The organism is Martelella sp. FOR1707 (genome assembly GCF_053484265.1).
This window is the reverse complement of record NZ_JBAKFP010000010.1, coordinates 133,939-158,303: the sequence shown is the minus strand read 5'-3', so window position 1 is coordinate 158,303 and position 24,365 is coordinate 133,939. Positions and strand designations below refer to the sequence as shown.

At 63.1% G+C, this 24,365-nt stretch carries 25 protein-coding genes and 1 pseudogene; 12 read left to right on the top strand and 14 right to left on the bottom strand.

The features are described from left to right. Positions 1-112: 112 nt before the first annotated feature. From recA to V6765_RS22940, 3 genes are all read right to left on the bottom strand, one after another. Positions 113-1,198, bottom strand: coding sequence for a recombinase RecA (gene recA / locus V6765_RS22950; protein WP_448432930.1), 1,086 nt, complete (start codon positions 1,196-1,198; stop codon positions 113-115). Between the two features lie 198 nt (positions 1,199-1,396). Further along, complete coding sequence (locus V6765_RS22945) at positions 1,397-3,046, bottom strand: SulP family inorganic anion transporter (protein ID WP_448432929.1); 1,650 nt, start codon at positions 3,044-3,046, stop codon at positions 1,397-1,399. Between the two features lie 96 nt (positions 3,047-3,142). Further along, the gene (locus V6765_RS22940) at positions 3,143-3,997 is read right to left on the bottom strand and encodes a MurR/RpiR family transcriptional regulator (protein ID WP_448432928.1); all 855 of its coding nucleotides are present in this window, start codon (positions 3,995-3,997) and stop codon (positions 3,143-3,145) included. A 229-nt stretch (positions 3,998-4,226) separates the two neighbouring features. On the opposite strand from V6765_RS22940, the gene murQ reads away from it, so the two are divergent. From murQ to V6765_RS22900, 8 genes are all read left to right on the top strand, one after another. Continuing rightward, positions 4,227-5,159 (top strand): N-acetylmuramic acid 6-phosphate etherase, encoded by a 933-nt coding sequence (murQ, locus tag V6765_RS22935; RefSeq protein WP_448432927.1) that lies wholly within the window; start codon positions 4,227-4,229, stop codon positions 5,157-5,159. Between the two features lie 52 nt (positions 5,160-5,211). After that, positions 5,212-6,723, top strand: coding sequence for an ABC transporter substrate-binding protein (locus V6765_RS22930; RefSeq protein WP_448432926.1), 1,512 nt, complete (start codon positions 5,212-5,214; stop codon positions 6,721-6,723). Between the two features lie 24 nt (positions 6,724-6,747). Further along, a complete protein-coding gene (locus V6765_RS22925) occupies positions 6,748-7,707 on the top strand; it encodes an ABC transporter permease (protein WP_448432925.1) in 960 nt (319 codons plus the stop codon). Further along, positions 7,707-8,546 carry an ABC transporter permease gene (locus V6765_RS22920; protein WP_448432924.1) on the top strand — a complete coding sequence of 280 codons (840 nt, stop codon included), beginning with the start codon at positions 7,707-7,709 and terminating at the stop codon, positions 8,544-8,546. Before V6765_RS22925 ends, V6765_RS22920 begins: the two co-directional genes overlap by 1 nt. After that, positions 8,543-10,282 (top strand): ABC transporter ATP-binding protein, encoded by a 1,740-nt coding sequence (locus V6765_RS22915; protein WP_448432923.1) that lies wholly within the window; start codon positions 8,543-8,545, stop codon positions 10,280-10,282. Before V6765_RS22920 ends, V6765_RS22915 begins: the two co-directional genes overlap by 4 nt. Continuing rightward, complete coding sequence (locus tag V6765_RS22910) at positions 10,279-11,277, top strand: serine hydrolase domain-containing protein (RefSeq protein ID WP_448432922.1); 999 nt, start codon at positions 10,279-10,281, stop codon at positions 11,275-11,277. The genes V6765_RS22915 and V6765_RS22910 overlap by 4 nt, the downstream gene beginning before the upstream one ends. Beyond that, entirely contained in the window at positions 11,277-12,404 is a 1,128-nt protein-coding gene (locus tag V6765_RS22905; RefSeq protein WP_448432921.1) for an anhydro-N-acetylmuramic acid kinase, read from the top strand. Before V6765_RS22910 ends, V6765_RS22905 begins: the two co-directional genes overlap by 1 nt. A gap of 62 nt (positions 12,405-12,466) precedes the next feature. Next, a complete protein-coding gene (locus V6765_RS22900) occupies positions 12,467-13,063 on the top strand; it encodes a LysE family translocator (RefSeq protein WP_448432920.1) in 597 nt (198 codons plus the stop codon). A gap of 24 nt (positions 13,064-13,087) precedes the next feature. Here the strand turns inward: V6765_RS22900 and V6765_RS22895 are convergent. Beyond that, positions 13,088-13,669, bottom strand: a pseudogene (locus tag V6765_RS22895) (RNA polymerase sigma factor); the annotation flags it as partial. Then, positions 13,569-13,958, bottom strand: coding sequence for a COG4315 family predicted lipoprotein (locus V6765_RS22890; RefSeq protein ID WP_448432919.1), 390 nt, complete (start codon positions 13,956-13,958; stop codon positions 13,569-13,571). The gene V6765_RS22890 and the pseudogene V6765_RS22895, both read right to left, overlap by 101 nt. Before the next feature lie 134 nt (positions 13,959-14,092). Here V6765_RS22890 and V6765_RS22885 point away from each other — a divergent pair, with 134 nt between their 5' ends. Beyond that, a complete protein-coding gene (locus V6765_RS22885) occupies positions 14,093-15,220 on the top strand; it encodes an ATP-dependent DNA helicase (RefSeq protein WP_448432918.1) in 1,128 nt (375 codons plus the stop codon). Positions 15,221-15,304: 84 nt separating this feature from the next. After that, on the top strand, positions 15,305-16,057 hold the full coding sequence (locus V6765_RS22880) for a pyridoxine 5'-phosphate synthase (protein WP_448432917.1): 753 nt from the start codon (positions 15,305-15,307) through the stop codon (positions 16,055-16,057). A gap of 12 nt (positions 16,058-16,069) precedes the next feature. On the opposite strand, the gene V6765_RS22875 is transcribed toward V6765_RS22880, so the two are convergent. Then, on the bottom strand, positions 16,070-16,957 hold the full coding sequence (locus tag V6765_RS22875; protein ID WP_448432916.1) for an SDR family oxidoreductase: 888 nt from the start codon (positions 16,955-16,957) through the stop codon (positions 16,070-16,072). A 141-nt stretch (positions 16,958-17,098) separates the two neighbouring features. On the opposite strand from V6765_RS22875, the gene V6765_RS22870 reads away from it, so the two are divergent. Beyond that, the gene (locus V6765_RS22870) at positions 17,099-17,515 is read left to right on the top strand and encodes a winged helix-turn-helix transcriptional regulator (protein ID WP_448432915.1); all 417 of its coding nucleotides are present in this window, start codon (positions 17,099-17,101) and stop codon (positions 17,513-17,515) included. 223 nt (positions 17,516-17,738) lie between these two features. Here V6765_RS22870 and V6765_RS22865 read toward each other — a convergent pair whose 3' ends face one another. The 4 genes from V6765_RS22865 to V6765_RS22850 all read right to left on the bottom strand — a co-directional run bounded on the left by V6765_RS22865 (position 17,739) and on the right by V6765_RS22850 (position 20,156). After that, complete coding sequence (locus V6765_RS22865; RefSeq protein ID WP_448432914.1) at positions 17,739-18,251, bottom strand: acyloxyacyl hydrolase; 513 nt, start codon at positions 18,249-18,251, stop codon at positions 17,739-17,741. Between the two features lie 184 nt (positions 18,252-18,435). Beyond that, the gene (gene purQ, locus V6765_RS22860; protein ID WP_448432913.1) at positions 18,436-19,110 is read right to left on the bottom strand and encodes a phosphoribosylformylglycinamidine synthase subunit PurQ; all 675 of its coding nucleotides are present in this window, start codon (positions 19,108-19,110) and stop codon (positions 18,436-18,438) included. 11 nt (positions 19,111-19,121) lie between these two features. After that, positions 19,122-19,364, bottom strand: a complete 243-nt coding sequence (purS, locus tag V6765_RS22855; protein ID WP_448432912.1) for a phosphoribosylformylglycinamidine synthase subunit PurS — start codon at positions 19,362-19,364, stop codon at positions 19,122-19,124. Positions 19,365-19,394: 30 nt separating this feature from the next. Further along, entirely contained in the window at positions 19,395-20,156 is a 762-nt protein-coding gene (locus tag V6765_RS22850) for a phosphoribosylaminoimidazolesuccinocarboxamide synthase (protein WP_448432911.1), read from the bottom strand. A 241-nt stretch (positions 20,157-20,397) separates the two neighbouring features. Here V6765_RS22850 and V6765_RS22845 point away from each other — a divergent pair, with 241 nt between their 5' ends. Then, positions 20,398-20,721: a DUF1476 domain-containing protein gene (locus tag V6765_RS22845; protein ID WP_448432910.1), complete on the top strand. Its 324-nt coding sequence runs from the start codon at positions 20,398-20,400 to the stop codon at positions 20,719-20,721. A gap of 94 nt (positions 20,722-20,815) precedes the next feature. Here the strand turns inward: V6765_RS22845 and V6765_RS22840 are convergent, their stop codons facing one another. Genes V6765_RS22840 through trpD form a run of 4 tightly spaced genes read right to left on the bottom strand, consistent with a single transcriptional unit; the run spans position 20,816 to position 24,353 of the window. Then, positions 20,816-22,021, bottom strand: a complete 1,206-nt coding sequence (locus V6765_RS22840) for a molybdopterin molybdotransferase MoeA (RefSeq protein ID WP_448432909.1) — start codon at positions 22,019-22,021, stop codon at positions 20,816-20,818. 3 nt (positions 22,022-22,024) lie between these two features. Beyond that, positions 22,025-22,516: a cyclic pyranopterin monophosphate synthase MoaC gene (gene moaC / locus V6765_RS22835; protein ID WP_448432908.1), complete on the bottom strand. Its 492-nt coding sequence runs from the start codon at positions 22,514-22,516 to the stop codon at positions 22,025-22,027. Then, on the bottom strand, positions 22,513-23,322 hold the full coding sequence (gene trpC, locus V6765_RS22830; protein ID WP_448432907.1) for an indole-3-glycerol phosphate synthase TrpC: 810 nt from the start codon (positions 23,320-23,322) through the stop codon (positions 22,513-22,515). The genes moaC and trpC overlap by 4 nt, the downstream gene beginning before the upstream one ends. Further along, positions 23,319-24,353 (bottom strand): anthranilate phosphoribosyltransferase, encoded by a 1,035-nt coding sequence (trpD, locus tag V6765_RS22825; protein ID WP_448432906.1) that lies wholly within the window; start codon positions 24,351-24,353, stop codon positions 23,319-23,321. Before trpD ends, trpC begins: the two co-directional genes overlap by 4 nt. Positions 24,354-24,365 lie beyond the last annotated feature (12 nt).

The window sequence follows — 24,365 nt, the reverse complement described above, 5'->3', positions numbered from 1 at the left end:
GTCCGTTTCCCGGCTTTTAACGACAGCCGAAGATACTGTCCAGACAAGAGAAAACAGCGGCCCGAGAAAGCCGCTGTTTAATCGAAATCATGAAATGACCTTACAACAGATCTCAGTCGTCGTTGGTGCCGGTGGCATCGTCGCCGTCTTCATCCGTATCGAGCAGACCTTCGGAAAGCAGACCGGCATTCTGACGCAGCGCAAGCTCGATCTCGTCGGCGATCGCAGGGTTTTCCTTCAGGAAAGTCTTTGCGTTTTCCCGGCCCTGGCCGAGACGCTCGCTGTTATAGGAGAACCAGGAGCCGGACTTTTCGACGATGCCGGCCTTGACGCCGAGATCGATCAGTTCGCCGGTCTTGGAAACGCCCTCGCCATACATGATGTCGAACTCGACCTGCTTGAAGGGCGGGGCCATCTTGTTCTTCACCACTTTCACGCGGGTCTGGTTGCCGACCACCTCGTCGCGGTCCTTGACCGCGCCGATCCGGCGGATGTCGAGACGGACGGAGGCGTAGAATTTCAACGCGTTGCCGCCGGTGGTGGTTTCGGGCGAGCCGAACATGACGCCGATCTTCATGCGGATCTGGTTGATGAAGACAACCATGCAGTTGGAGCGGGAGATCGAGCCGGTGAGCTTGCGCAGGGCCTGGCTCATCAGGCGGGCCTGGAGACCGGGGAGGCTGTCGCCCATCTCGCCCTCGATTTCCGCGCGCGGAGTGAGGGCGGCAACCGAGTCGATCACGATCACGTCGAGCGCGCCGGAGCGCACCAGCGTATCGGCGATTTCAAGCGCCTGCTCGCCAGTGTCGGGCTGAGAGATCAGGAGGTCGTGCAGGTCGACGCCGAGCTTGCGGGCATAGACCGGATCAAGCGCATGCTCGGCATCGATAAAGCCGCAAATGCCGCCATTCTTCTGGGCCTCGGCCACCGTCTGCAGCGCCAGCGTGGTCTTGCCCGAGCTTTCCGGGCCGTAGATTTCGATAATGCGTCCCTTGGGCAGGCCGCCAATGCCGAGCGCGATATCGAGGCCGAGCGAGCCGGTCGACACCGTCTCGATCTCGACGACGCTGTCATTGGCCCCGAGCTTCATGATCGAGCCCTTGCCGAACGAGCGCTCGATCTGGGAAAGTGCCGCTTCCAGCGCCTTGCTCTTGTTCACCGATTTTTCCTCGACGAGTTTTAGTGAATTTTGTGCCATGGACCTTATCCCTTGTTGTCGCTGCCGCCTAGACGATTTCAGAACTTACATATTTGTACTCCATTTGTTCCATTCCTGCAAGCCCCTGTCAAATCATTGTTTTATATATAGAAAGGCAACAATGTTCCGGTTATGTATTTCCGCTTGAAAGCCTGTGTATGGCGTTGCGGGAGAAGGAAGGCGCCCGTGGTGCCGGCTTCAGTCCGCCGTTTCATTTTTCTCGGCTTCGATTCGTGCGGCCGCCTCGTCGAGGGTGGCGCAATAAGCGACGCGCGGTTCTGATATCCCGTGGCTTTCGAGGATAGACCGGACGCCCGGCGTCGCGCCGGCGAGAAGAACCCGAACCCTGCGGTGTTCGGCCTTGCCGATCGTGCCCTCCAGCACGTTGGCGGCGGAGGAATCGACATAGGGCACATCGGAAAGGTCGAGCACGAAATTGCGCGCGCCGCCGGCGACCCGATCGAGCACGGAGCCGACGGTGGCGGCCGCGCCGAAGAAGAACGCGCCGGAAATGCGGTAGACCACGGTGTCGGGGTCGGTGTTGGCGATCGGGGCTTCCGGGCGGGTGTTGTAGTCGGAATAGGGGTTTACGGCGACATTCTTGCCCATGCGGTCGATGAACATGACGGCGCCGAGCGCGAAACCGGCGACGATGCCCTCGGTCAGGTCGCGGAAGACGACGAGCAGCAGCGTCACAAGCAGGATGACGGCATCGCCGCGCGAGGTGCGCAGCAGCGTCCGGATAGCGGCCTTCTCCACCATCGTCCAGGCGACGACCGCCAGAACGCCGGCAAGGGTCGCAAGCGGAATGAAGCGGGCCAGCGGCGCTGCGACGATCATGAACAAGAGCAGGAAAAGCGAATGCAGCATGCCTGAAAACGGGCTGGTCGCGCCGGCGCGCACATTGGTCGCGGTGCGCGCGATCGTGCCGGTCACGCAGATGCCGCCGAACAGGCCGGAGGCGATATTGGCCACGCCCTGGCCGACCAGTTCCATGTTGGAGCGATGCCGGCGCCCCGTCATGCCATCGGCGACGACGGCGGAAAGCAGCGATTCGATCGAGCCCAGCAACGCGAAGGCGAAGGCATCGGGCAGCACGGAGATGACCTTCTGGAACGACAACGCGGGCAGGGCCGGGGCCTGTAGCCCGCGCGGCAATCCGCCGAACTGGCTGCCGATGGTTTCCACCGGCAGGTTGAGGGCAAAGGCCGCAAGGGTTGCAACGGCAACGGCGATCAGCATCCCCGGCCAGCCCGGCCGGAAGCGCTTCACGGCTACGATGATGGCGATGGTCAGCACCGCTATGGCAACGGCCGAAATATTGGTGGTGCCGACATATTGCGCCAGATAGGCCACCTTTTCGGCGAAGGGCCCCGGCTCCTTTTCCGGCAGATCGAGACCGAAGATCGCTGAAAGCTGGCTGGCGAAGATGATGATGGCGATGCCCGCCGTGAAGCCGACCGTCACCGGATAGGGAATGAAGCGGATATAGGCTCCGAGCTTGAGATAGCCGGCGGCGATCATGATCAGCCCGGAGAGAATCACGGCGATCAGCAGTCCGTCAATGCCATGGCGCTCGACGGAGGCCGCGACCAGCACGATGAACGCACCCGCCGGGCCGCCGATCTGGTGGCGGCTGCCGCCCAGCAGCGAGACGAAGAAGCCGCCGATGATCGCCGCGTAAAGCCCCCGGTCGGGCGAGACGCCGGAGGCGATCGCGATTGCCATCGACAGCGGCAGGGCCACGATGGCGACTGTCAAACCGGAAATGGCATCGCTTTTCAGACGGGAAGCGGAATAACCTTCGCGCAGAACGCTGATGGTTTTGGGAACGAGACGGGTGGGCATGGTCATTTCACCTGAAGGCCGCGGAAGGGCGACAGGATCATTGCACCCGGTGGGCGACTCCGTCAATCGGAGGCCTGCCGGACAAGGGAACGCGCGCTATTTCTCGCCAAGCTTCAGCGCCGTAACCGCATCGCCGCTATCGGCAATGTAGTCGCCCGCGTCCTGCTGGCGCTGGAGCAGCAGAATGAAGATGAAGTCTGTGAGCATCAGCTGGGCATCGCGCGCGGTGATCGCCGAGGAGCGCACCTTTTCCTCGTCCGCAATGGTGTAGAGATTGAGATCGGCGACGCGGGCGATGGCGTTCTGTTTCGGGCCCGTGAGCGAGATCACGGTGACGGCGCGCTTGCGGGCGAGCTCGGCGATCCGCACAGTCTCAATGCTCGCGCCGGAATAGGAGAGCGCGAACAGCACATCGCCGGGCCTGGCGGCCGAGACATTGGCCATCTGCACGTGACTGTCGGAATCATGCAGCGCATAGCGGCCAAGCTTCTGCAGCTTGTAGCAGAAATCGCGCGCCACCAGCGAGGAAGCGCCGACGCCGGCCACATGAATGCGTTGCGCCGCGTCGGTGATTTCCAGCGCGCGGGCAATCGCGCCCTCGTCATTGGCGGCCAGCGTCTGTTGCATGGCGTGCATCTTGCTGGCAAGAAGCTTCTGGGCGATCGTCGCGTGGCTGTCGTCCAGCTCTATGCTCGCATGCAGCGCGCCCGGCGCGCGCCATTCGCTGGCCTTGGCCTTGCTGACGGCGATTTTCATGTCCTGATAGCCGGAAAAACCCAGTTTCTGCGCGAATTTCACCACGCTCGACTGGCTGCGCCCGGTCTTCTCGGCAAGGCTTGCGGAAGACAGCCGCAGCACCTCGTCGGGATGGGCGAGGATGAAATCGCCGATCTGCCGGTCGGCCGGCGCAAGGCTTTCGAGTTGGGCTTCGATGATGCTGAGGACGGACACGGCCTGCCTTTCCGAAAGGGTCGATCGGCAAGAATAATAAATTCCTGAATTCGGGAATACAATGGAATTGTTGCAAATTGGTTTCGCGATTGCGTGGTCCGTTTTGGAATAAATTATTCGCGATATTATTTGACAGTTGGAATTCTCGATTATAGCCTCTGGGCAAGATAGAAGGCTGCCGCTGCGGATTCGTCCACCGGCAAGCCTTGAAGGGCAGGGGAATTCCAACGTGAATCTGTTGAATGGCGAGCTCGACAAACTGGTCTCTGAAGGGCGCAATCCGAAAAGCGTCGAACTGGATCTTCTGAGCACGCGCGAGATCCTTGAAACCATCAATGCCGAGGATGGGCTGGTCGCCGGCGCGGTCGCCCGCGAGATCGCGCCGATAACGGCAGCGGTCGATCGCATCGTTGCCGCCTTCAATGCCGGCGGACGGCTGATCTATATCGGCGCCGGCACCAGCGGCCGTCTCGGCGTGCTTGATGCTTCCGAATGCCCGCCGACATTCTCCGTGCCGCCGGGCATGGTGGTCGGCCTGATCGCAGGCGGCAATGCGGCGCTCACCACTGCCGTCGAGGGCGCGGAGGATGACCCTGCTTTGGGCCGCGCCGATCTTGAGGCCGTCAATCTTTCAAAGCGCGACGTCGTGGTCGGAATCGCCGTCAGCGGGCGCACGCCCTATGTAATCGGCGCACTGGAATATGCCCGGGTGATCGGGGCCGGCACGGTCGCGCTCTCCTGCAACCCGTCTTCCGCCATTGCGGCCATTGCCGAGATCTCGATCGCGCCCGTGGTCGGCCCCGAGGTCCTGACCGGCTCCACCCGCCTGAAATCCGGAACGGCGCAGAAGCTGGTGCTCAACATGCTGAGCACGGCGAGCATGATCCGTATCGGCAAGGTCTATCAGAACCTGATGGTCGATGTGACGGTCAGCAACGCCAAGCTTTACGCCCGCGCGGTGCGCATTGTCATGGAGGCGTCGGGCGCCGGCGCCGGCGCGGCGGCGGCGCTGCTGGAGCAAACCGGCAATGACGTAAAGCTCGCCATTCTATTGGCGCTGACCGATATGGAATTGCAGGAAGGCCGCGATCTTCTGACGACATCGGGCGGCTACCTGCGCAAGGCTATCAACCAGAAGACGGCGCAAGGCCGCGAAGACTGAAGTCGCTCCGGTCGCAGGACCGGCAACAATCATCATCTCGAGGGAATTGATCATGGGAAGAGTTCAAATCAAGACAATCGCATCGGCGCTGGCGATTGCCGCCGCGCTCTCGGCAGCGCCAGCTTCGGCGGAGACACTGAAAATGGCATGGTCGCAGGATGCGACCGGCCTCGACCCGCACAAGCAGACCGCTTTCGCGTCGATCCGCCTGCTGGAACTGGTCTACGAGCCGCTTGTGCGCACCGATGCTGAACTGAACGTGGTGCCGGCCATCGCCGCCTCCTGGGAGTTTTCCGAGGATGGCAAGACGCTGACCTTCAAGCTCGATCAGAATGCAAAATTCTCCAATGGCGACAAGGTGATGCCGGCGGATGTGAAAGCTTCGTTCGAACGGATTCTGGATGAAGCCACCAGTGCCGCGGCCCGCTCCAACTTCCTGTCGATCGAAAGCATCGATACGCCGGACGATGAAACCGTCGTCTTCAACCTGTCGCAGCCGGATGTTCCGTTGCTCACCGCAATGTCGTCGATCAACGCGGCGATCGTGCCCGCTGCGGCGATCGAGGCCGGCACGCTTGGCACCGAGACCCTCGGTTCCGGTCCGTTCGTGCTTGACAACTGGGAGCCCAATTCCAGCGAGACGCTGACGGCCAATGAAAACTGGGCTGGCGGCGAACTCGCTATCGACGGGCTCGAGATCTCGGTCCTGCCGGACGAGACCGCGATCCTCGCGTCGCTGCGCACCGGTCAGGTCGATTTCGCGCTGATCAACGATCCGCTGGTCGCGACCCTTGTGCCGTCCAATCCCGGCCTGACGCTCGATCGCGAGCCGGTGCTGTCCTATCACGTGCTTCAGCTCAATGCTGAGGAAGGCGCGATGCAGGAGCTGAAGGTCCGCCAGGCGATCTCCTGCGCGATCGACCGGCAGGATGTGCTGGATGCAGCACTTCTGGGCGAGGGCAAGGTGACCGGCCCGCTGACCATGCCAGCCTTTGCCACCGAGCCTTCCGAACTGTTCTGCTACACGCAGGACCTCGACAAGGCTAAAGCGCTGATGGAGGAGGCCGGTTATGCGGACGGCTTCTCCGCCAAGGTGATGGCCGCGACCGGCGAGCCGCCGACGGCTGCCGCGGAAGCCCAGGTCATCCAGTCGCAGCTTGCCGAAATCGGCATCGATCTCGAGATCGAGATGATGGAGCTGAACGTCTATATCGACCGTTGGCTGAAGGGCGATTTCGATATGGCCGTGGCGCTGAACGGTGGCCGCACCGATCCCTACACCATGTATAACCGCTACTGGACCAAGGACGGCAACCTCAACCACGTCGCCCACTATATCGACGACGAGCTTGATACGCTGATGAATGAAGGTCGCGTGGAAACCGATCCGGCCAAGCGCAAGGAAATCTTCGCGGAATTCTCCAAGCACATCACCGAGGTTTCGCCCTGGGTCTGGCTCTATACCGGTTACAGCTACACCGCCAGCACCGACAAGGTGAAGGGCTTCGAGGCGATGCCGACCGGCTCGCTCTTCGGCCTCACCGCCGTCACCATCGGCGAATAAAGAACGACACGAGGTCAACGCCCCATGAACTATCTGACCCGAAGACTGGTGACCTTTCCTCTGGTCATGCTCGGGGTGTCCGTCCTCGTGTTCATTTCGATCAGGCTGGTTCCCGGCGACGCCATCACGGCGATGCTGGGAACCGAGGCCGGTCTGCTGACGCCGGCCCAGCGGGCCGCGCTCGAAACCTATTTCGGCATGGACCAGAGCTGGTTCGGCCAATACTGGCACTGGCTCGGCGGCGTGCTGCACGGCGATCTCGGCATTTCGGTCACCTATGGCAAGCCGGTGCTCGACGTCATCCTCCGGGTGTTTCCGCTGACGCTGGAACTGGCGCTCTTGTCGATGATCGTGGCGCTCGCCATCGGCCTGCCGGCGGGCATCTATGCCGCGACCCATGCCGAAAAGCCGTCCGATCTCATCGTGCGCGTTGTCGCGATGATTGGCCAGTCGACGCCGAGCTTCGTGGTCGCGCTCTTGGCGATTTACGCGCTCTCCGTCTGGTTCGGCGTGCTGCCCGCCATGGGCACGTTCACGCCTCTGTTCGAAGACCCGCTGAAGAACCTCGCGCAGATGATCCTGCCGGCGTTGACGCTCGGCTTCGCCTTCGCCGCCGCCGTCACTCGCATCTCGCGTTCCGCCATGCTCGATATTCTTTCCGACGACTATGTCCGTACCGCCCGCGCCAAGGGCGTGCCGCAGCGTCAGGTGATCTGGCATCACGCGCTGCCCAATGCGCTTATCCCGGTGGTCACCGTCTCCGGCGTCGAGTTCGGCTATCTGCTGGGCGGGGCGGTGATCGTGGAACAGGTGTTCGCGCTGCCGGGCCTCGGGCGCACGGTTCTCGACGCCATTTTGCAGCGCGACTATGCGCTGGTGCAGGGCAGCGTGCTGTTCATCGCGCTCAATTTCATGATCGTCAATCTGCTGGTCGATCTCGCCTATGCGGCGCTTGACCCGCGCATCCGGCTGGGAGCGCAGTAATGGCTCTCGTCCGTTCCATCTTCGCCCATCCGAGTGGCCGCATCGGCGGCGCGATCGTCGGGCTCTATATCGTGATCGCGATCCTCGGTTTGATCGGCGTCACCCCGCACGACCCGCTGGCGCAGTTCCGCCTTGATCGCCTTCATGCGCCATCCGCGACCTACTGGATGGGCACCGATCTGCTGGGCCGCGATGTCGCGAGCCGGCTGATGATCGGCATCGCGCAATCCTTCATCGTGTCGTTTTCCTCCGTGGCGCTGGCAACGATCGCCGGCATCGTGCTCGGCCTTGCCGCCGCGTGGTTCGGCGGAAACTGGGATGGCGCGATCATGCGGCTGATGGATGTTCTGCTGGCATTTCCGGCAATCCTGCTGGCGCTCCTGATCATCACCATTGTCGGCCCCGGCACATGGACCAGCGTGATGGCGATCGCCTTCGTCTACACCCCGATCTTCACCCGCGTGGTGCGCGGCCCGGCGCTTTCGCTGAAAACTCGCGAATTCGTCGATGCCGCCCGCACCTTCGGCTCATCGCGCTCCTATATCCTGTCGCGCCATATGCTGCTCAATCTGGTCGCGCCGCTCACCGTGCAGGTCACGCTGGCGCTCGCCTGGGCGCTTCTGACGGAGGCCGGGCTTTCCTTCCTCGGCCTCGGCACCCAGCCGCCGCAGGCCTCCCTCGGTCTGATGCTGAGCGAGGCGCGCAACCTGATGGAGATGGCGCCCTGGCTGCTGATCTTCCCCGCGCTTGCGATCATGCTCGGCATTCTCGGCTTCAACCTGCTGGGCGATGCGCTGCGCGACATTCTCGATCCCCGTTCCAGGAGGGCAGAGGCATGAGCAAGCTTCTAACCGTCTCCGATCTCCGCGTCGGCTTTGGCAAGAATCCGGAGAAGAACGAGGTCGTGCGCGGCGTGGGCTTCGACCTTGCCGCCGGCGAGACGCTCGCGATCGTCGGCGAGAGCGGCTCGGGCAAATCCGTCACCTCGCTCTGCCTCAACCGACTTGTCGATTTCGGCGGCGGCAAGATCACCGGCGGGCGGATCGATTACACGCTCTCGGACGGCAACACTGTCGATCTGGCGAGCCTGCCCGAGAAACACCTGACCGGCATTCGCGGCCGCGAGATCGGCATGATCTTCCAGGAGCCGATGACTTCGCTGAACCCGGTCCACACGATCGGCGAGCAGATCGCGGAGAGCTTCCGCCTGCATCACGGCCTGACCGGCAAGCAGGCGATGAATGCCGCGAAGGACGCGCTCGAGCGGGTCCGCATCCCGGATGCCGCAAGACGGCTGAAATACCATCCGCACCAATTTTCCGGCGGCATGCTGCAGCGGGTGATGATCGCGACCGCGCTGTCCTGCAATCCGCGCCTGCTGATCGCCGACGAACCGACGACGGCGCTCGACGTGACCGTACAGGCACAGATCCTGGCGCTTCTTTCCGAGCTGAAGCGCGAAAGCGATATGGGCCTGATCTTCATCACCCACGATATCGGCCTCGTCGCCGGCATTGCCGACAAGGTTATGGTGATGCAGGCCGGCGAAGTGGTGGAGCAGGGTGCGACCGACACGGTTCTCGACAACCCGCAGCACGCCTATACCCAGCATCTGCTGAAGGCGGTGCCGCATTTTGCCAAGGGTCGGGCTGTGCGCAGCGACTTCACACGCAAACCTGATACGAAGCCGGCGCTTGCCGTCGAAAACCTGACCGTTCGCTTTCCCGTCGCCTCCGGGTTTTTCAGAAAACAGACGGGCGCCGTCCATGCCGTCGATGGCATCGATTTCGACCTGATGCCGGGCGAGACGCTGGGTATCGTCGGCGAAAGCGGTTCCGGCAAATCTACCACCGCGCGGGCCATCATGGGCCTCACCAAGCCGACGCGCGGCAATTTCGCTTTGGGCGAGGGCGGTTCGGTCGCCGCCCATGGCGATCCGATCCAGATGGTGTTCCAGAACCCGTATGCCTCGCTCAATCCGCGCCTGCGCGTCGACAGCATTCTCGCCGAACCGGTGATTGCAACCGGCGGCCGGCTGAACGCCGAGACCCGCGCCCGCATGGCCGAACTCCTGAAACGGGTGGGCCTGCCGGAAAACGCGCTGACCCGCTATCCTCACGAATTCTCCGGCGGCCAGCGTCAGCGGCTCTGCATCGCCCGCGCGCTGATGCTGAAGCCCTCCGTCGTGGTGCTCGACGAGGCGGTCTCCGCCCTCGACGTCTCGGTGCAGGCCATGGTGCTGGAACTCTTGACCGAGCTGCAGCGCGACATGAACCTTTCCTATCTGTTCGTCACCCACGACATGGCGGTGGTCGAACGCATCGCCCACCGCATCGCGGTGGTCTACGCCGGTCAGATCGTGGAGATCGGGAATGCCCGTTCCGTGCTTGCCGATCCGCAGCATTCCTATACAAAACGGCTGATCTCGGCGGTGCCGAGCATCGACCGCCGCCGCCAGGACTACCAGATCGACACCACCGAGGTCCCCTCGCTGGTGCGCCCCGCGGGCTACGAGCCGCCACAGGCGGATTGGATATCCTATGGTGATGATCATCTGGCGAGGGCCGAGCCATGAACGAGACCCGTTTCGACAAGGCGTTTACCGCCCTTGAAAAGTCCGTTTCCGACGGATGCATTCCCGGCGGCGTGCTGGGCCTCGTGGACCGCGAGGGCAACCGGCTGACGCGCGCCGTAGGCCGCGCCGCGATCGTGCCGGAAGTGCGTCCGATGACCATCGACACATGGTTCGATCTCGCCTCGCTCACCAAGGTGATCTTCACCACGTCGCGGATTCTGGCGCTGGCCGAGACGGGAGAGATCGATCTCGACGCGCCGCTGACCTCCGTGATCCCGGATTTCCGGCAATATGATCCGAATTGTTGGGAGCGGCAGGTGACCTTCCGCCAGTGCCTCGGCCACCAGACGCGTTTTCCGGCGGTGGAGCCGATCTACACCTATGGCGGCGATCCCGATCGTCTGAGGGCCTTCGTGCTGCAGCGGGAATGGAAGCGGGTGGAAACGCCTGTCTATTCCGATATCAACTTTTTCCTGCTCGGCATCGCGCTGGAACGGCTGTCCGGCAAGACAATCCGCGATCTCGACCCCGGCTCGGGCTTCGCCTGGTCCGCCGCGCCGGAGAAAACGGCCGCGACCGAGCGCTGCACATGGCGCGGCCGGGTTATGGCCGGCGAGGTGCATGACGAGAATTGCTACGCGCTGCAGGGCTCCGGTCATGCCGGGCTGTTCGGCCAGATCGATGCCGTACTGGATTTCGCTCACGATCTTCTGGATCGCGAGGGCGACGCATCGGTCAACCTGATGCGGCAGCCATTGTCCGAACGCCGCACCCATGGCTGGGAGCGGCCCTATGAGGGCTGGCATGGCGGTGCCTTGTGCTCGCCCGCGACCATCGGCCATACCGGCTTCACCGGCACCTCGCTCTGCGTGGACTTCGAACGAGGCCACGCCTGGACGCTGCTGACCAACCGCGTTCACCCCAGCCGCCATTTCGAAAGCGGCATCATGGCGCTGCGCCGCGCCGTCAGTGATTTCATAAACGGAGCGGAGTGATGGCCGAGGAATACAAACCTGTCTGGGCCGTGGGCCTGATGACGGGCACCGTGCTCGACGGCAATATCGACGTCGCGATGCTGAAGACCGATGGCGTCAGCGTCGAGCAATTCGGCGCCTATACGCTGGCGCCCTATCCGCAATCGACCCGCGATCTGCTGGAAGAAACGCTCGCCGTCGCCCGCAAGTGGAATTTCGAGGGCCCGGAACCCGCGATTTTTGCGAAGGCCGAAGAGGTGCTGACCCGCGCCCAGTCCGCTGCCGTGAAGGCGCTGGTCGAAGCCGAGGGCCTGACCATGGCCGATATCGGCGTTGTGGGTTTCCACGGCCAGTCGGTGCTCCATCGCGCGCCGACGAAGGCGCGGATCGGCGACACCCGCCAGCTCGGCGATGGCGCGCTGATGCACGACCTGCTCGGCTGCAAGGTCGCCTATGATTTCCGTACCGCCGATATTCGCGCCGGCGGGCAGGGGGCGCCGCTTTCAGCAGGCTATCACCAGGCCCTGCTGCGCGGCCTCGACACGACGGGCGAAACCGCCGTCCTCAATCTCGGCGGCGTTGCCAATGTCACCTCATGGGATGGCGGCGACCGGCTGATCGCCTTCGACACCGGTCCGGCCAATGCGCCGCTCAACGATTTCATCAAGACAAACGGCCTCGGCGAGATGGACCGCGACGGCAAGCTTGCTCTTTCCGGAACCGTCGACGAGGAACGGCTCGCGCGCCTTCTCGAACGTCCCTATCTTTCAGCGCCTTATCCGAAATCCCTCGACCGTTTTGACTTCACCGCGGAAATGGCCGATGGCCTCGATCCGGCCACGGGCGCGGCAACCTTGACCGCCTTCACCGCGGCCGCCGTCGGCAAGGCGCTCGACCTTTTGCCGGTGCGTCCGAAACGCCTGATCGTCTGCGGCGGCGGGCGGCGCAACCCGGCGATCATGCAGATGCTCGGCTCGCGCGCCGGCGTCGAAGCCGTGCCGGCGGAAACGGTCGGCTGGCGCGGCGATGCCATTGAGGCCGAGTGCTTTGCGTTTCTTGCGGTGCGGACGCTGCGCGGTCTCCCGATCAGCTTCCCGACAACCACGGGCGTTCCCGCGCCGATGACGGGCGGGCGGCTTGCCGGATAGGCGGATGCCGGTGCATTCTCGCGGGGTGACTCGTTTCGCCAAGCCGGGGAGGGACCGGGACTATGACCCGTGAAACATTGCTGGCCCTGTTCGGTTTTGCGGTTGCGGCCTCGTTTACGCCAGGGCCGAATAATTTCATGGTATTTGCCTCGACGGTGAATTTCGGCTTTTTGCGCACGATCCCGCATATGGCCGGCGTCGTGATCGGCTTCATGGTGCTGCTGGCCTCGATCGGCGCCGGGCTTGGCGCGGTCGTCGCCGCCTTTCCGAGCCTTCTGATCGTCGCCAAGGTCGCGGGCGCTGCCTACCTCATATGGATCGCCTGGAAGATCGCCAACACAAGGCAGATGGATTCGGGCCGGACGGTTTCCGGAAGGCCGCTGACCTTCCTCCAGGCAGCCGCTTTTCAGTGGGTCAATCCGAAGGCCTGGATCATGTCGCTGACGGCGATCTCGGTCTATACCGATCCCGAAAACTATGCGTTTTCGGTTGCGCTGGTCTCAGGCATGTTCGGCGTGGTGTCGGTGCCGAGCCTTTCGATCTGGGGCGGCTTCGGCGCGGGGCTGCGCGACTGGCTGTCCGTGGGAAACCGGCTCAGATGGTTCAACATTGCCATGGCGCTCCTGCTGGTCGCAAGCCTCTGGCCGATGCTCGCCTGATAGCGTGGCTGCCAGCCTGCGGCGCGCTCGTGACAGGCGCGACATCACGGTGCCGAGCGGAATGCCAAGTCTTTCCGCGATCTCCTCATAGCCATAACCCTCGATGTCCCTGAGGATCACGATCGCCCGGAAATCGGGTTCGAGCGCGTCGAGCGCGGCCTCGACGCCGAGCCGGTCGATCTCGATGGTTTCAGCCGAATTGTCGGCAACTCCGCAATCTTCCTCCAGAACCATCATAGGAAGCACGCGGTCATGACGGCGGCGGTTGGCATCGATGTGGCGCATGATCGCACAAAGCCAGCCGCCGAGATTTTCGCCGCGCCACTGGTCCTGACGCTCGAAAGCGACCATCAGCGTATTCTGCAAAAGATCGTCGCCGTCAACGGCCGATCCGGCCAAAGCGCCGGCGATGCGGTGAAGCTTCGGCAATTGCTCGAGCAACTGAGTCTCGAATGCGGTGCGCGACGGCGCAGCCTCGCAAGGATGCTGCGCCGTTTCGGCGCGATCATGCCGGGCGCGCCACCTGCCAGTTGCCGTGATCGGCGTTCTGGCCGGTGATGTCGCCGGATTTCTTGTCCGCAGAGCGGAAGTAGAGAGGTTCGCCATTCAATGCCCACTGTCTCTGGCCATCCTTGCGCACCACAAAGCTGTAGTTGGCGAAGGGTTGCGCGGATGAGTTGGCGAGATATGGGGGCCATTCCTTCGCGCAGCTACCGTAGCAAACGGATTGGTGGTTTGCGTCCTTGTCATAGGTGTAGAGCGTCTGGCCGTTCTGTCCGGCGAGAACCGGCCCGTCCGCCGTGTTGATCGCCTGGAAGGTGGTGGTGCCGGCATGGGCGATCCCTGCAAAGGCTGCAAGTGCTGCGGCTGCGAGGATCGGGGTCTTCTTCATCATGGTTGTCGTTTCCGTGTTGCGATAACCGCAGATTGCGGTGGTTACGAGTTATAGACACCTCAACATCGCGGTTTATTCCCGCGCGCTGCGATTTTTTGTTGCCCACGGATGGCGAATCCTGCCAATTCACGCTCATGGACTTTTCGCCGCAACAGGATGAAGCGCTACAGGCGGTCGCCCGATGGCTGAAGGAGGGCCGGGCGCCGGTCTTTCGCCTTTTCGGCTTTGCCGGAACGGGAAAGACCACGCTTGCGCGCTATTTCGCCGAACATGTCGATGGCGAGGTGCTGTTTGCCGCCTTCACCGGCAAGGCCGCGCAGGTGCTGCGCTCGCGTGGGGCCACCAATGCCCGCACCATCCATTCGCTGATCTATCGCCCCAAGGGCGAGGAGATGATCGAGGACGAGGAGACCGGCAAGACCTCTGTCTCGCCGATGTTCACCCTCAACCGCCAGAGCCCGCTCGCCAAGGCGGCGCTGATCATCATCGACGAATGCTCGATGGTGGACGAGAAGCTCGGCCAGGACCTTGTCTCCTTCGGCACGCCGGTGCTGGTGCTCGGCGATCCCGGCCAGTTGCCACCGGTTTCTGGCGGCGGCTATTTCACCAATCACGAGCCCGATTACCTGTTGACCGAGATCCATCGCCAGGCCCGCGACAACCCGATCATCGAGCTCGCGATGAAGGTGCGCGAGGGTCAGGAGATCGGCTATGGCGATTACGGCCTCGCGCAGGTGATCTCCAAGCATGACGTGACCCAGGAACTGGTGCTGGAGGCCGACCAGGTGCTGGTGGGCACCAACCGCACACGGCGGCGCTATAATCAGCGCCTGCGCGAGCTGAAGGGCTTTTCGCAGGTCCATCCGCAGGCCGGCGACAAGCTGGTGTGTCTGAGAAATGATCCGGCGAAGGGTCTGCTCAACGGTTCTCTCTGGAAGGTGATGTCCGCCTCGCGCGAAACGGTGAAGCCCGGCATCAACCTGCTGGTGAACCCGGAGGAAGACGATCCCGATCGCGGCGCGTCTCGCATCAAGCTCCTCAAGGCGGCGTTCGAAGACAGCGAAACCGAAATTCCGTGGTCGACGAAAAAACGCTATGATGATTTCGACTACGGCTATGCGCTGACCGTCCACAAGGCGCAGGGCTCGCAATGGAACAATGTCGTGCTGTTCGACGAAAGCTGGGCGTTTCGCGATACGCGGGAGCGCTGGCTCTATACGGCGATCACCCGCGCGGCCGAAAAACTGACCGTCGTCATGTAAAGACGCAACCGTGTGTTGCCGCAAGGCGCGCTTTGGCGCATACACGGCGAGGCGCCTTTCGGCGCGGTACATCTGGAGGGAGCCATGGTCGCCAAGCTTTCCGTTAATCTGAATGCGATTGCCCAGTTGCGCAACCGGCGCGATCTGCCGTGGCCGAGCGTGCGCCATTTCGGCAGGCTCGCCCTTGAAGCGGGCGCGCATGGCCTGACGGTGCATCCGCGCCCCGACCAGCGCCATATCCGGTTTTCCGATCTTCCGGTGCTGCGGGCGCTGATTGATGACGAGTTCCCGCAGGCGGAGTTCAATATCGAAGGCTATCCGAGCGATTTCTTTATCGGGCTCTGTCTGGAAACCGAGCCCGAGCAGGTGACGCTGGTGCCGGATGACCCGGCCCAGGCAACTTCCGACCATGGCTGGAAATTCGCCGATCATCGCGACCTGCTGAAGAAGTCGGTCGAGAAGCTCAAGAAGAAGAATATCCGGGTTTCGATGTTCGCCGATGGCGACGCGACCGCCGCCGAGCTTGACGTGGCGCGCGAAAGTGGAGCGGACCGGATTGAACTCTATACCGGCCCTTATGGCGCGTGTTTCGATGATCCCGACAGGGAGGCCGCGCTCGCCAGGCAGTTGGGCGAGACGGCCGGTCTTGCGCTCGAACGCGGCCTCGGCGTCAATGCCGGCCACGACCTGACCGTCGCCAACCTTCCGCCGCTTGTGGCCGCGATCCCGGATCTGGCGGAGGTCTCGATCGGCCACGGCCTGACCGCCGACGCGCTGGAATACGGCATGGCGGAGAGCGTTCGTCGCTTCCGCCATGCCTGTGGCGAAAAGGTCTGAGCGGGCGCTGTTTCAGGCGGACAATGCTTCGCGGTTGTTCTCGAAGAAGGCGCGCAGCGGCCTCGGCTTGCGACCGGTGAGGCGCTCGAAATCATCATTGACGATGTCGAAATTGCCGGCGCGGATGTTGTCGTCCGTGCTGACGAGCATGTCCACGAGGAAGGGCGGCAGGCCCGCGCCTTCCAGGGTCTTGCGCAGCGTGGCGCTGTCGACATGCTGCACCGCGAGCGGCTTGCCGCTGAATTCGCGCGCCAGCGCCGCCACATCCTCGATGGTGTGGCCTTCGGGGCCGACAAGCGTGTAGATCGCGTTCCCCTCGGTCTCCGCAAGCAGGGCCGCGGCCAGCGCCCGGGCGCAATCCTCGTGAGCGATGTAGCTGAGCTTACCCTGACCCGCCGCCGACATGATCACGCCGTGCTCCAGCGCCTGCGGCAGGCTCATCAGCAGGTTCTCCTGATACCAGGTGTTGCGCAGGATGGTGTAGTCGAGGCCGCTTTCCTTGACCGCCTTCTCGCTGCCCAGATGATCGCCCGCGAAGCTGATCAGCGAGGTCTCGGGGCCCGGCATCGAGGTATAGATAATGTGACGGACGCCCGCCGCCTTGGCAGCGCTGACGGCAGCGCTGTGCTGGGCGACCCGATCGACCCCGGGGAAAACGGCATCGGTGGAGATGATGGCCACCCGCTCGGCCCCTTCGAAGGCGGGGCCCAGGGTTTCGGGCGCATTGAAATCGGCCTGCCGCACGATCACGCCTTTCTCGGCATAGTCGGCAAGCTTGGTCACGTCGCGGGTGGCGGCGATGATCCGGGCGGGGTCCTTGCCGGAGGCCAGCAGAAAGTCCAGCGTTTCGCGGCCGAGCTTTCCGGACGCGCCGGTGACGAGGATTGTCGGGTTGTTCATGTGTGGTATCCCGATTAGAGTAAAGCTGTGAACGAACTATAGTCTCAAAAAGAGACCATGAACCATCTAATATGACCGTCGTCGTTGTAAAGACGGGTTTTATTTGTGCGGTGGTTACACGGTTGTGACCGGGAGAAAGAAATGGCCGACGATCTTCGCTTGTGGAGTCGCGCGCAGCTTGCCGAGATCATCGCCGATGACGGGGCCGGGAACTGCCCGGTGCGCGATGTGCTCAACCAGGTGTCCGGAAAATGGAGCAGCCTGCTGCTGATGGCGCTTTCGAGCGGACCGCTGCGCTTTGCCGAGCTCAAGCGCATGACGCCGGACATCTCGCAACGCATGCTCACCAAGACATTGAGAGACCTTCACCGCGACGGCTATATCACCCGCACCGTGTTTCCCACCAAGCCGCCCAGGGTGGTCTACGAACTGACGGAGACGGGCCGGTCGTTTCTCGAACCGTTCTCGCTGCTGGTCACCTGGGCGAAGGAAAACCACAGGCAGATCAGCGAGGCGCGTAGCGCATTCGATCGCGCCGAAAACGAATTGATCTTTTGATAGGGCAAAAAATAAACGCCCCGGAGCAGGGGGTGCCGGGGCGTTTACTTGGGGGTCACTTACGAACTTATAGACACGAAACGCTGCCCGTGTCCGTCTAGTTCCCATATATGGTTAATTTTCCGGCGATTTGAAGGCGAAGCGGATTTCGGCCCTTGCCGGACGAAGCGCGCAACCGCCGTTGGCGCCCGAACTTGCCTTGAAATGCCGGAGGAGAGCGGAATCAGAAGCTGCGGCCGAGCCCGATGCCGCCATAGGTCAGGCCGCTATTGGGGGAGGCCAGTTCGGCGTTCGAGGAATGACGCACGGTTGCCGTCAGGCTCCAGTTTTCGTCAAGATTGACGCCGAGCGCAAGATATTCGTGAAACAGCAGGTGCGAGCCGACGCCGGGACCGCGACCGCCTTCGTCAATGTCGGCGTTGGTCAGCGCGCCGCCGAAACCGATATCGGCGAAGGTTGGTCCGAGCAGCGGAAACTTCCAGCTCGCGCCCGCCATGATCTGTGACGATTCGTCTTCGGTCGAGATGCTGGCGCTCAGGAAGAAACGGGGGTGGAAAACCTTGTCGAATCCTTCCCGGCCTTCGCTGTGCAGCGGATCGAAGAACACGCTCGGGATCAGGAACACGCCGCTTTCGAAATCCGACTTGGCGCCGAGCGAGGCGGCCACTTCGAAGCGGACTTCATCGAAAATGCCGTCGGTGGAAACGGGCGCGGGCGAGACGCTGGGGGCATTCATATCGGCGCCGGAGGCAGTCGTCGCGGTTATCAGGGCAAACGCAATTGCTGCCGCCGACGTCGAAAATCTGTTCACATGCATGGGGCCGACCTAATCGAATCAATATGGCAGCAATCACACGCCGCCTTATTTTTTCCTAATACTGAACATTCTGACGTTCAGGTCAAGCCAAACGTGCGCCGTTTCAGGCAACCTCAATCTGTCCAAGCGCGGCCTCGAAAAGGCGGCGGCCGTCGGTGCCGCCATGGGCCGGTTCGATCAGGTTTTCGGGGTGCGGCATCATGCCGAGCACATTGCCGGCTTCATTGACGAGGCCCGCGATATCGTTGACCGAGCCGTTGGGGTTGGTGCCGTCGGCATAGCGGAACGCCACCTGGCCGCGATCTTCCAGGCCTGAAAGCGTGTCGGCATCGGCGAAGTAATTGCCGTCGTGATGGGCGACCGGGCAGCGGATCACCTCGCCGGCAGCGTAACCGCTGGTGAAGACCGTGCGGTTGTTGGCAACCTTCAGGCGGACTTCGCGGCAGACGAATTTCAGCGATGCATTGCGCATCAGCGCGCCGGGCAGAAGGCCGGCCTCGAGCAGGATCTGGAAGCCGTTGCAGACGCCGATGACGCGCACGCCCGCGCGGGCCTTGTCGGCAACCGCGCGCATGACCGGCATGCGGGCGGCGATCGCGCCGCAACGCAGATAATCGCCATAGGAGAAGCCGCCGGGGATCACGATGAGGTCGACATCCGGCAGTTCGGTCTCGGTCTGCCAGACGGTGACCGGTTCGGTACCGGAAATCTGGCTCAGGGCTGCGAACATGTCGCGGTCGCGGTTGAGACCGGGAAGCTGGATAAGAGCGGATTTCATGGCGGCTCCGATCAGTTCAGTTCGATGGCGTAGTTTTCGATCACCATATTGGCCAGCAGCTTCTCGCACATCTCCGCGACGTCGGCTTCGGCCTTGGCGCGGTCATCGGTATCGATCGCGAGGTCGAAGACCTTGCCCTGGCGCGCGCCGGCAAGGCCATCGAAGCCGAGGCCATGCAGCGCGCCTTCGATTGCCTTTCCCTGCGGATCGAGTACGCCGTTTTTCAAGGTGACGATGACGCGTGCGTTGATCACTGGCTTAACCTCAGCTTGTGTTCGAAAATTCTATTTGACCAGAACGGGACCGGCGGCGCGCGTCGGCTCGTTCTCATTCATGATGCCGAGCCGCCGCGCGACTTCGGAATAGGCGCTCGCGGCAACGCCGTCGCCGCCTTCGACGCGCGAATCGAGACGCTGGCGGGTCGCCAGATCCATCAGGCGACAGCTGTCGGGCGAGATCTCGTCGGCCAGGATGATGCGCATCATGTCGCCTTCGAAAAGGCGGCCGCATTCGATCTTGAAATCGACGAGTTGCATGCCGGCGCCGAGAAACAGGCCGGACAGGAAGTCGTTGATCCGGATCGCCAGCGCCATCATGTCGTCGAGCTCGGGCGGCGAGGCCCAGCCGAAGGCGGTGATGTGTTCCTCGGTCACCAGCGGGTTGCCGAGCTCGTCGGAATTCAGGCTGAACTCGACGATCGAGCGGGGCAGGGGGACGCCCTCCTCAATGCCGAGCCGGCGCGACAGCGAGCCGGCGGCGACATTGCGCACGGTGACGATCAACGGGATCATCTCGACTTCGCGCACGAGCTGCTCGCGCATGTTGAGGCGGCGGATGAAATGGGTGGGAATCCCGATCGCGTTCAGATGCCCGAAGACATATTCCGAAATGCGGTTGTTCAGAACACCCTTTCCGTCGATCACGTCGGCGCCCGCACCCGGTTCGGTGCTGGCGTCGTCCTTGAAGAACTGGATCAGGGTTCCGGGCTCGGGGCCCTCATAGAGGACTTTACCCTTGCCTTCATAAACCCGGCGGCGACGACTCATCTCTGTCTCGTATACGTTGGCGCGCCAAGCGCGCTGAAATCCTCAGTTTCGCTGCAATAGCGAGTTTGCGCCGCTTTCTCAATCAAAACCACGTGTTTTTCAAGGCAATTGCGGTTTTGCACGATTTGCTGATGACAAAGCGTCGCATGCGGGCAAATTTTGAAGCAAATGCCGGTTTTTTTCTTCTCAATTGCGCAAAGACATACCATCTTAGGTAAGTAGGACTATCAGGGAGGCCAACATGGCAGATCGAATTTTTGCAGACCGCGGGCGCGCGCACGAGGCCGCCTACACGGCGGAACAGCATGCGCATTTCAATACGCTCGCCCGGCGCAACCGCATGCTGGCAAACTGGGCGGCAGGACTTTTGGGCCGTGAAGGCGATGAGGCCTATATCAGCGAAGTGATGGCCAGCCATTTCATCGAGGCCGGCGACGCCGATCTGACGGGAAAGCTGATGGCGGACTTCAACGCCGCCGGCGTCGAAATGGACGAGCAGACCATTCACGCCAAGCTGAACGAGTTCATGATCGCGGCCGCCGCCCAGGAAAAGGGCTCGGCCTGAATCGACTTGAGCGGTCCCGGCTTTTTCGGAAGGCGTGACCGCTCTGCCTCTTTTTCGAGGCGCGGCCGATAGGGCCGCTCCCCCGGCGCATCGCTCAGCCGAGGTGCACGATCCGAACAGCCTCGCCCGCTTCAACCGCTTTGGCATGGGGCGGGCGGACGATCAGGCAATCCGCTTCGGCAAGCGTGGCCTGTAGGGATGAATCCTGCCGCGCGAAGGGCGCGATCCGGCCCTCGGGGTCGAAACGGCCGCGCATATAGTGCTGGCGCGGTCCGTTTTCCGCGAGCGCTGATGCGGCGATGGCCGTGGTCTCGCGCTTGCGCGGCGGAAAAAGTCCGACATGGCGGATGAGCGGCTCGGCAAAGAGCAGGGCGCAGACAAAGCTCGAGACCGGGTTGCCGGGCAGACCGAGCACGCGCATGTCTGCGAGCCGGCCGACCATTAGCGGCTTTCCCGGCCGCATCGCGATCTTCCAGAAATCGAGTTCCATGCCCATCGCGGAAAGCGTGGGGCGGATCAGGTCGTGATCGCCGACCGACGCGCCGCCGATCGTCACCAGAATATCGGCCTTCGCCTCGATCGCCTTTTCGACTGCGCCACGAATCTCGGCTTTGCTGTCGCCGGCAATGCCGAGATCGATGACATCCGCGCCATTGTCGCGGGCGAGAGCGGCAATTGCGACGCTGCCGGAGGCCGAAATCTGGCCGGGGCCGGGAAGTGTTCCGGGCGGCACCAGCTCATTGCCGGTGGCAAGCACGGCGACGCGCGGCCGGCGGAAGACGGACAGCGTTGCTTGGCCGCCGGCTGCGGCAAGCGAAAGGGCGCGGGCGTCCAGCGCGCGGCCGCGGCGAAGCAGGATATCGCCCGCGGCAAAATCCTGTCCGGCGTCCCGGATATTGTCGCCCACTTCGGCTGTGGTTTTGACGAAGGCGCCGGCATCGCCGCGCTTCTCGGTATTTTCCTGTATCACCACGCTGTCGGCGCCTTGCGGCAGCGGCGCGCCGGTGAAAATCCGCATCGCGGTTCCGGCGGTCACATGCGCATGCGGCATCGCGCCGGCGGCGACCTCGCCGATCACCTGAAGCTCCGCGCCTGCGGGCCCGATATCACCCGCGCGCACCGCATAGCCATCCATGGCGGAGGCCGAAAAGGGCGGTTGGGTGATGCGTGAGACGATATCCTCGCCAAGCACGCGCCCATTGGCATCGGCAAGCGCGACTGTTTCCGTGTCGTTCACCTGCGCAGCATGCTCCAGCAGGATCTCGCCGGCTCTTTCAACGCTCAGCAGGGGATCGGCCATGGCTCAGGCTCCGCGTTTGAAGTCGCCGCTTGCGCCGCCGGATTTCTCGACAAGTCGGATTGCGCCGATTTCCATTTCGCGGTCGGCGGCCTTGGCCATGTCGTAGATCGTGAGGCAGGCGACGGAAACCGCAGTCAGCGCCTCCATCTCCACGCCGGTCCGGCCGCAGAGCGAGGCTGTGGCGACGACCCTGAGACCCGGAAGCGCTGCGTCGGCGTCGATGTCGACGGCGATCTTCGTCAGCATCAGCGGATGGCAGAGCGGGATGAGGTTCGCCGTCTGCTTCGCGCCCATGATCCCGGCCAGCCGGGCGGTGGCGATGACGTCGCCCTTCTTGGCATTGCCGCTTTCGATCAGCGCGAGCGTTTCGGGCTTCATCCGGACATGGCCTTCCGCCGTGGCGGAGCGGACGGTTTCGGCCTTGGCGCCGACATCGACCATGCGCGCCTCGCCGGTCTCGCCGATATGGGTCAGTCCGGCGGGCTTGTCGGTCATGGCGCGGCCTCGGCGCTGCCCTTCAGCAGTGCGCGGGTAGCGGCGGCGATATCGTCCTTGCGCATCAGGCTCTCGCCCACGAGGAACGTCGAAATGCCGACCTGTTTCAGCCGAAGGCAGTCGTCATGAACGAAAATGCCGCTTTCGCCGACGATCAGCCGGTCATCCGGGATCATCGGAACGAGCCTTTCGCTGACCTCCAGCGAGACTTCGAAAGTGCGCAGGTTGCGGTTGTTGATGCCGATCAGCGACGAGGAAAGCTTCAGCGCGCGTTCGCATTCGGCTTCGTCATGGACCTCGATCAGCGCGTCCATGCCGAGTTCGAAGGCGGTTTCTTCCAAGCGCCGGGCCTCGTCATCGGAAAGGCTCGCCATGATGATCAGAATGCAATCGGCCTGCCAGGCGCGGGCCTCATAGACCTGATAGGGTTCGAACATGAAGTCCTTGCGCAGTGCAGGCAGGGCGCAGGCGGCCTTGGCGGCAGCGAGGAATTCCGGCGCGCCCTGGAAGCTTGGCGTATCGGTCAGCACCGAAAGGCAGGCAGCGCCGCCTTTTTCATAGGCCGCGGCAAAGGTCGGCGGATCGAAATCCGGGCGGATCAGGCCTTTGGAGGGGCTCGCCTTCTTGATTTCGGCGATAAGACCGAATTCGTCCGCGGCCTTCCTGGCGAAAAGCGCATCGGCAAAGCCGCGCGGTTTGTCGAGATCGCGGCTTCGCGCCTTCAGCTCATCAAGCGGCACGGTGCTTTTTGCAGCAGCGATTTCCTCGCGCTTGTAAGCTTCGATCTTCTTCAGGATATCGGTCATGGCCGGGCCTCATGCTCTGGCTTGCGGTTCGACACGGCCACCAGACGGTCGAGCGCGAGCGCGGCCTTGCCGCTCTCCAGCGCTTCCGTTGCAATCGCCATGCCGTCTGAGATCGTATCGGCCTTGCCGGCGACAACGAGGGCGGCTGCGGCGTTGCAGAGCGCGATATCGCGATAGGCATTCTTTTCGCCGGAAAGCACCCTGCGCAGCGCCGCCGCATTGACCTTGCCGTCGCCGCCGCGCAGCGCCCTGAGTTCGACCTCCGGTACGCCAAAATCGGAGGGCGACAGCGTGAACTCCCGGATCTTGCCGTCGGCAAGCTCGGCCACCAGCGTCTCGCCCGTGGTGGTGATTTCGTCTAGGCCCTGGCCGTGGACGACCCAGACCTTTTCCGAACCATGATCGCGCAGAACCTCGGCGAGCGGCCGCACCCATTCGGCAGCAAACACGCCGAGCAATTGCCGTTTGACGCCCGCGGGATTGGAAAGCGGGCCAAGGAGATTGAAGATCGTGCGGGTGCCGAGCTCGACGCGCGACGGGCCGACATGACGCATGGCGGCATGATGCTTCTGCGCGAACATGAAGCCGATGCCGGCCTCCTCAAGACAGGCCTCGATCAGGGCCGGCGTGATATCGAGGTCGACGCCGAGTTCCGACAGGCTGTCGGCGGTGCCCGAGCGGGAACTGAGCGCGCGGTTGCCATGTTTGGCGACCGTGACCCCGGCGCCGGCGGTGATGATCGCCGCCAGCGTGGAGATGTTGTAGGTTCCAGCACCATCGCCGCCGGTGCCGACGATATCGATGGCATCGGCCGGCGCTTTGACGGGCGTCATCTTGGCGCGCATGGTCGAGACCGCGCCGACGATCTCGTCGACCGTTTCGCCCTTGACCCTCAGCGCCATCAGGAAACCGCCGATCTGCGATGGCGTGGCCTCGCCCGACATCAGCAGATCGAAGGCCCGGCGGGCTTCGTCACTGGTAAGCGACTGGCCGCTTGCGACTTTCGCGATGAAGGGCTTCAGCTCGGACATTGTTCGCTCTTC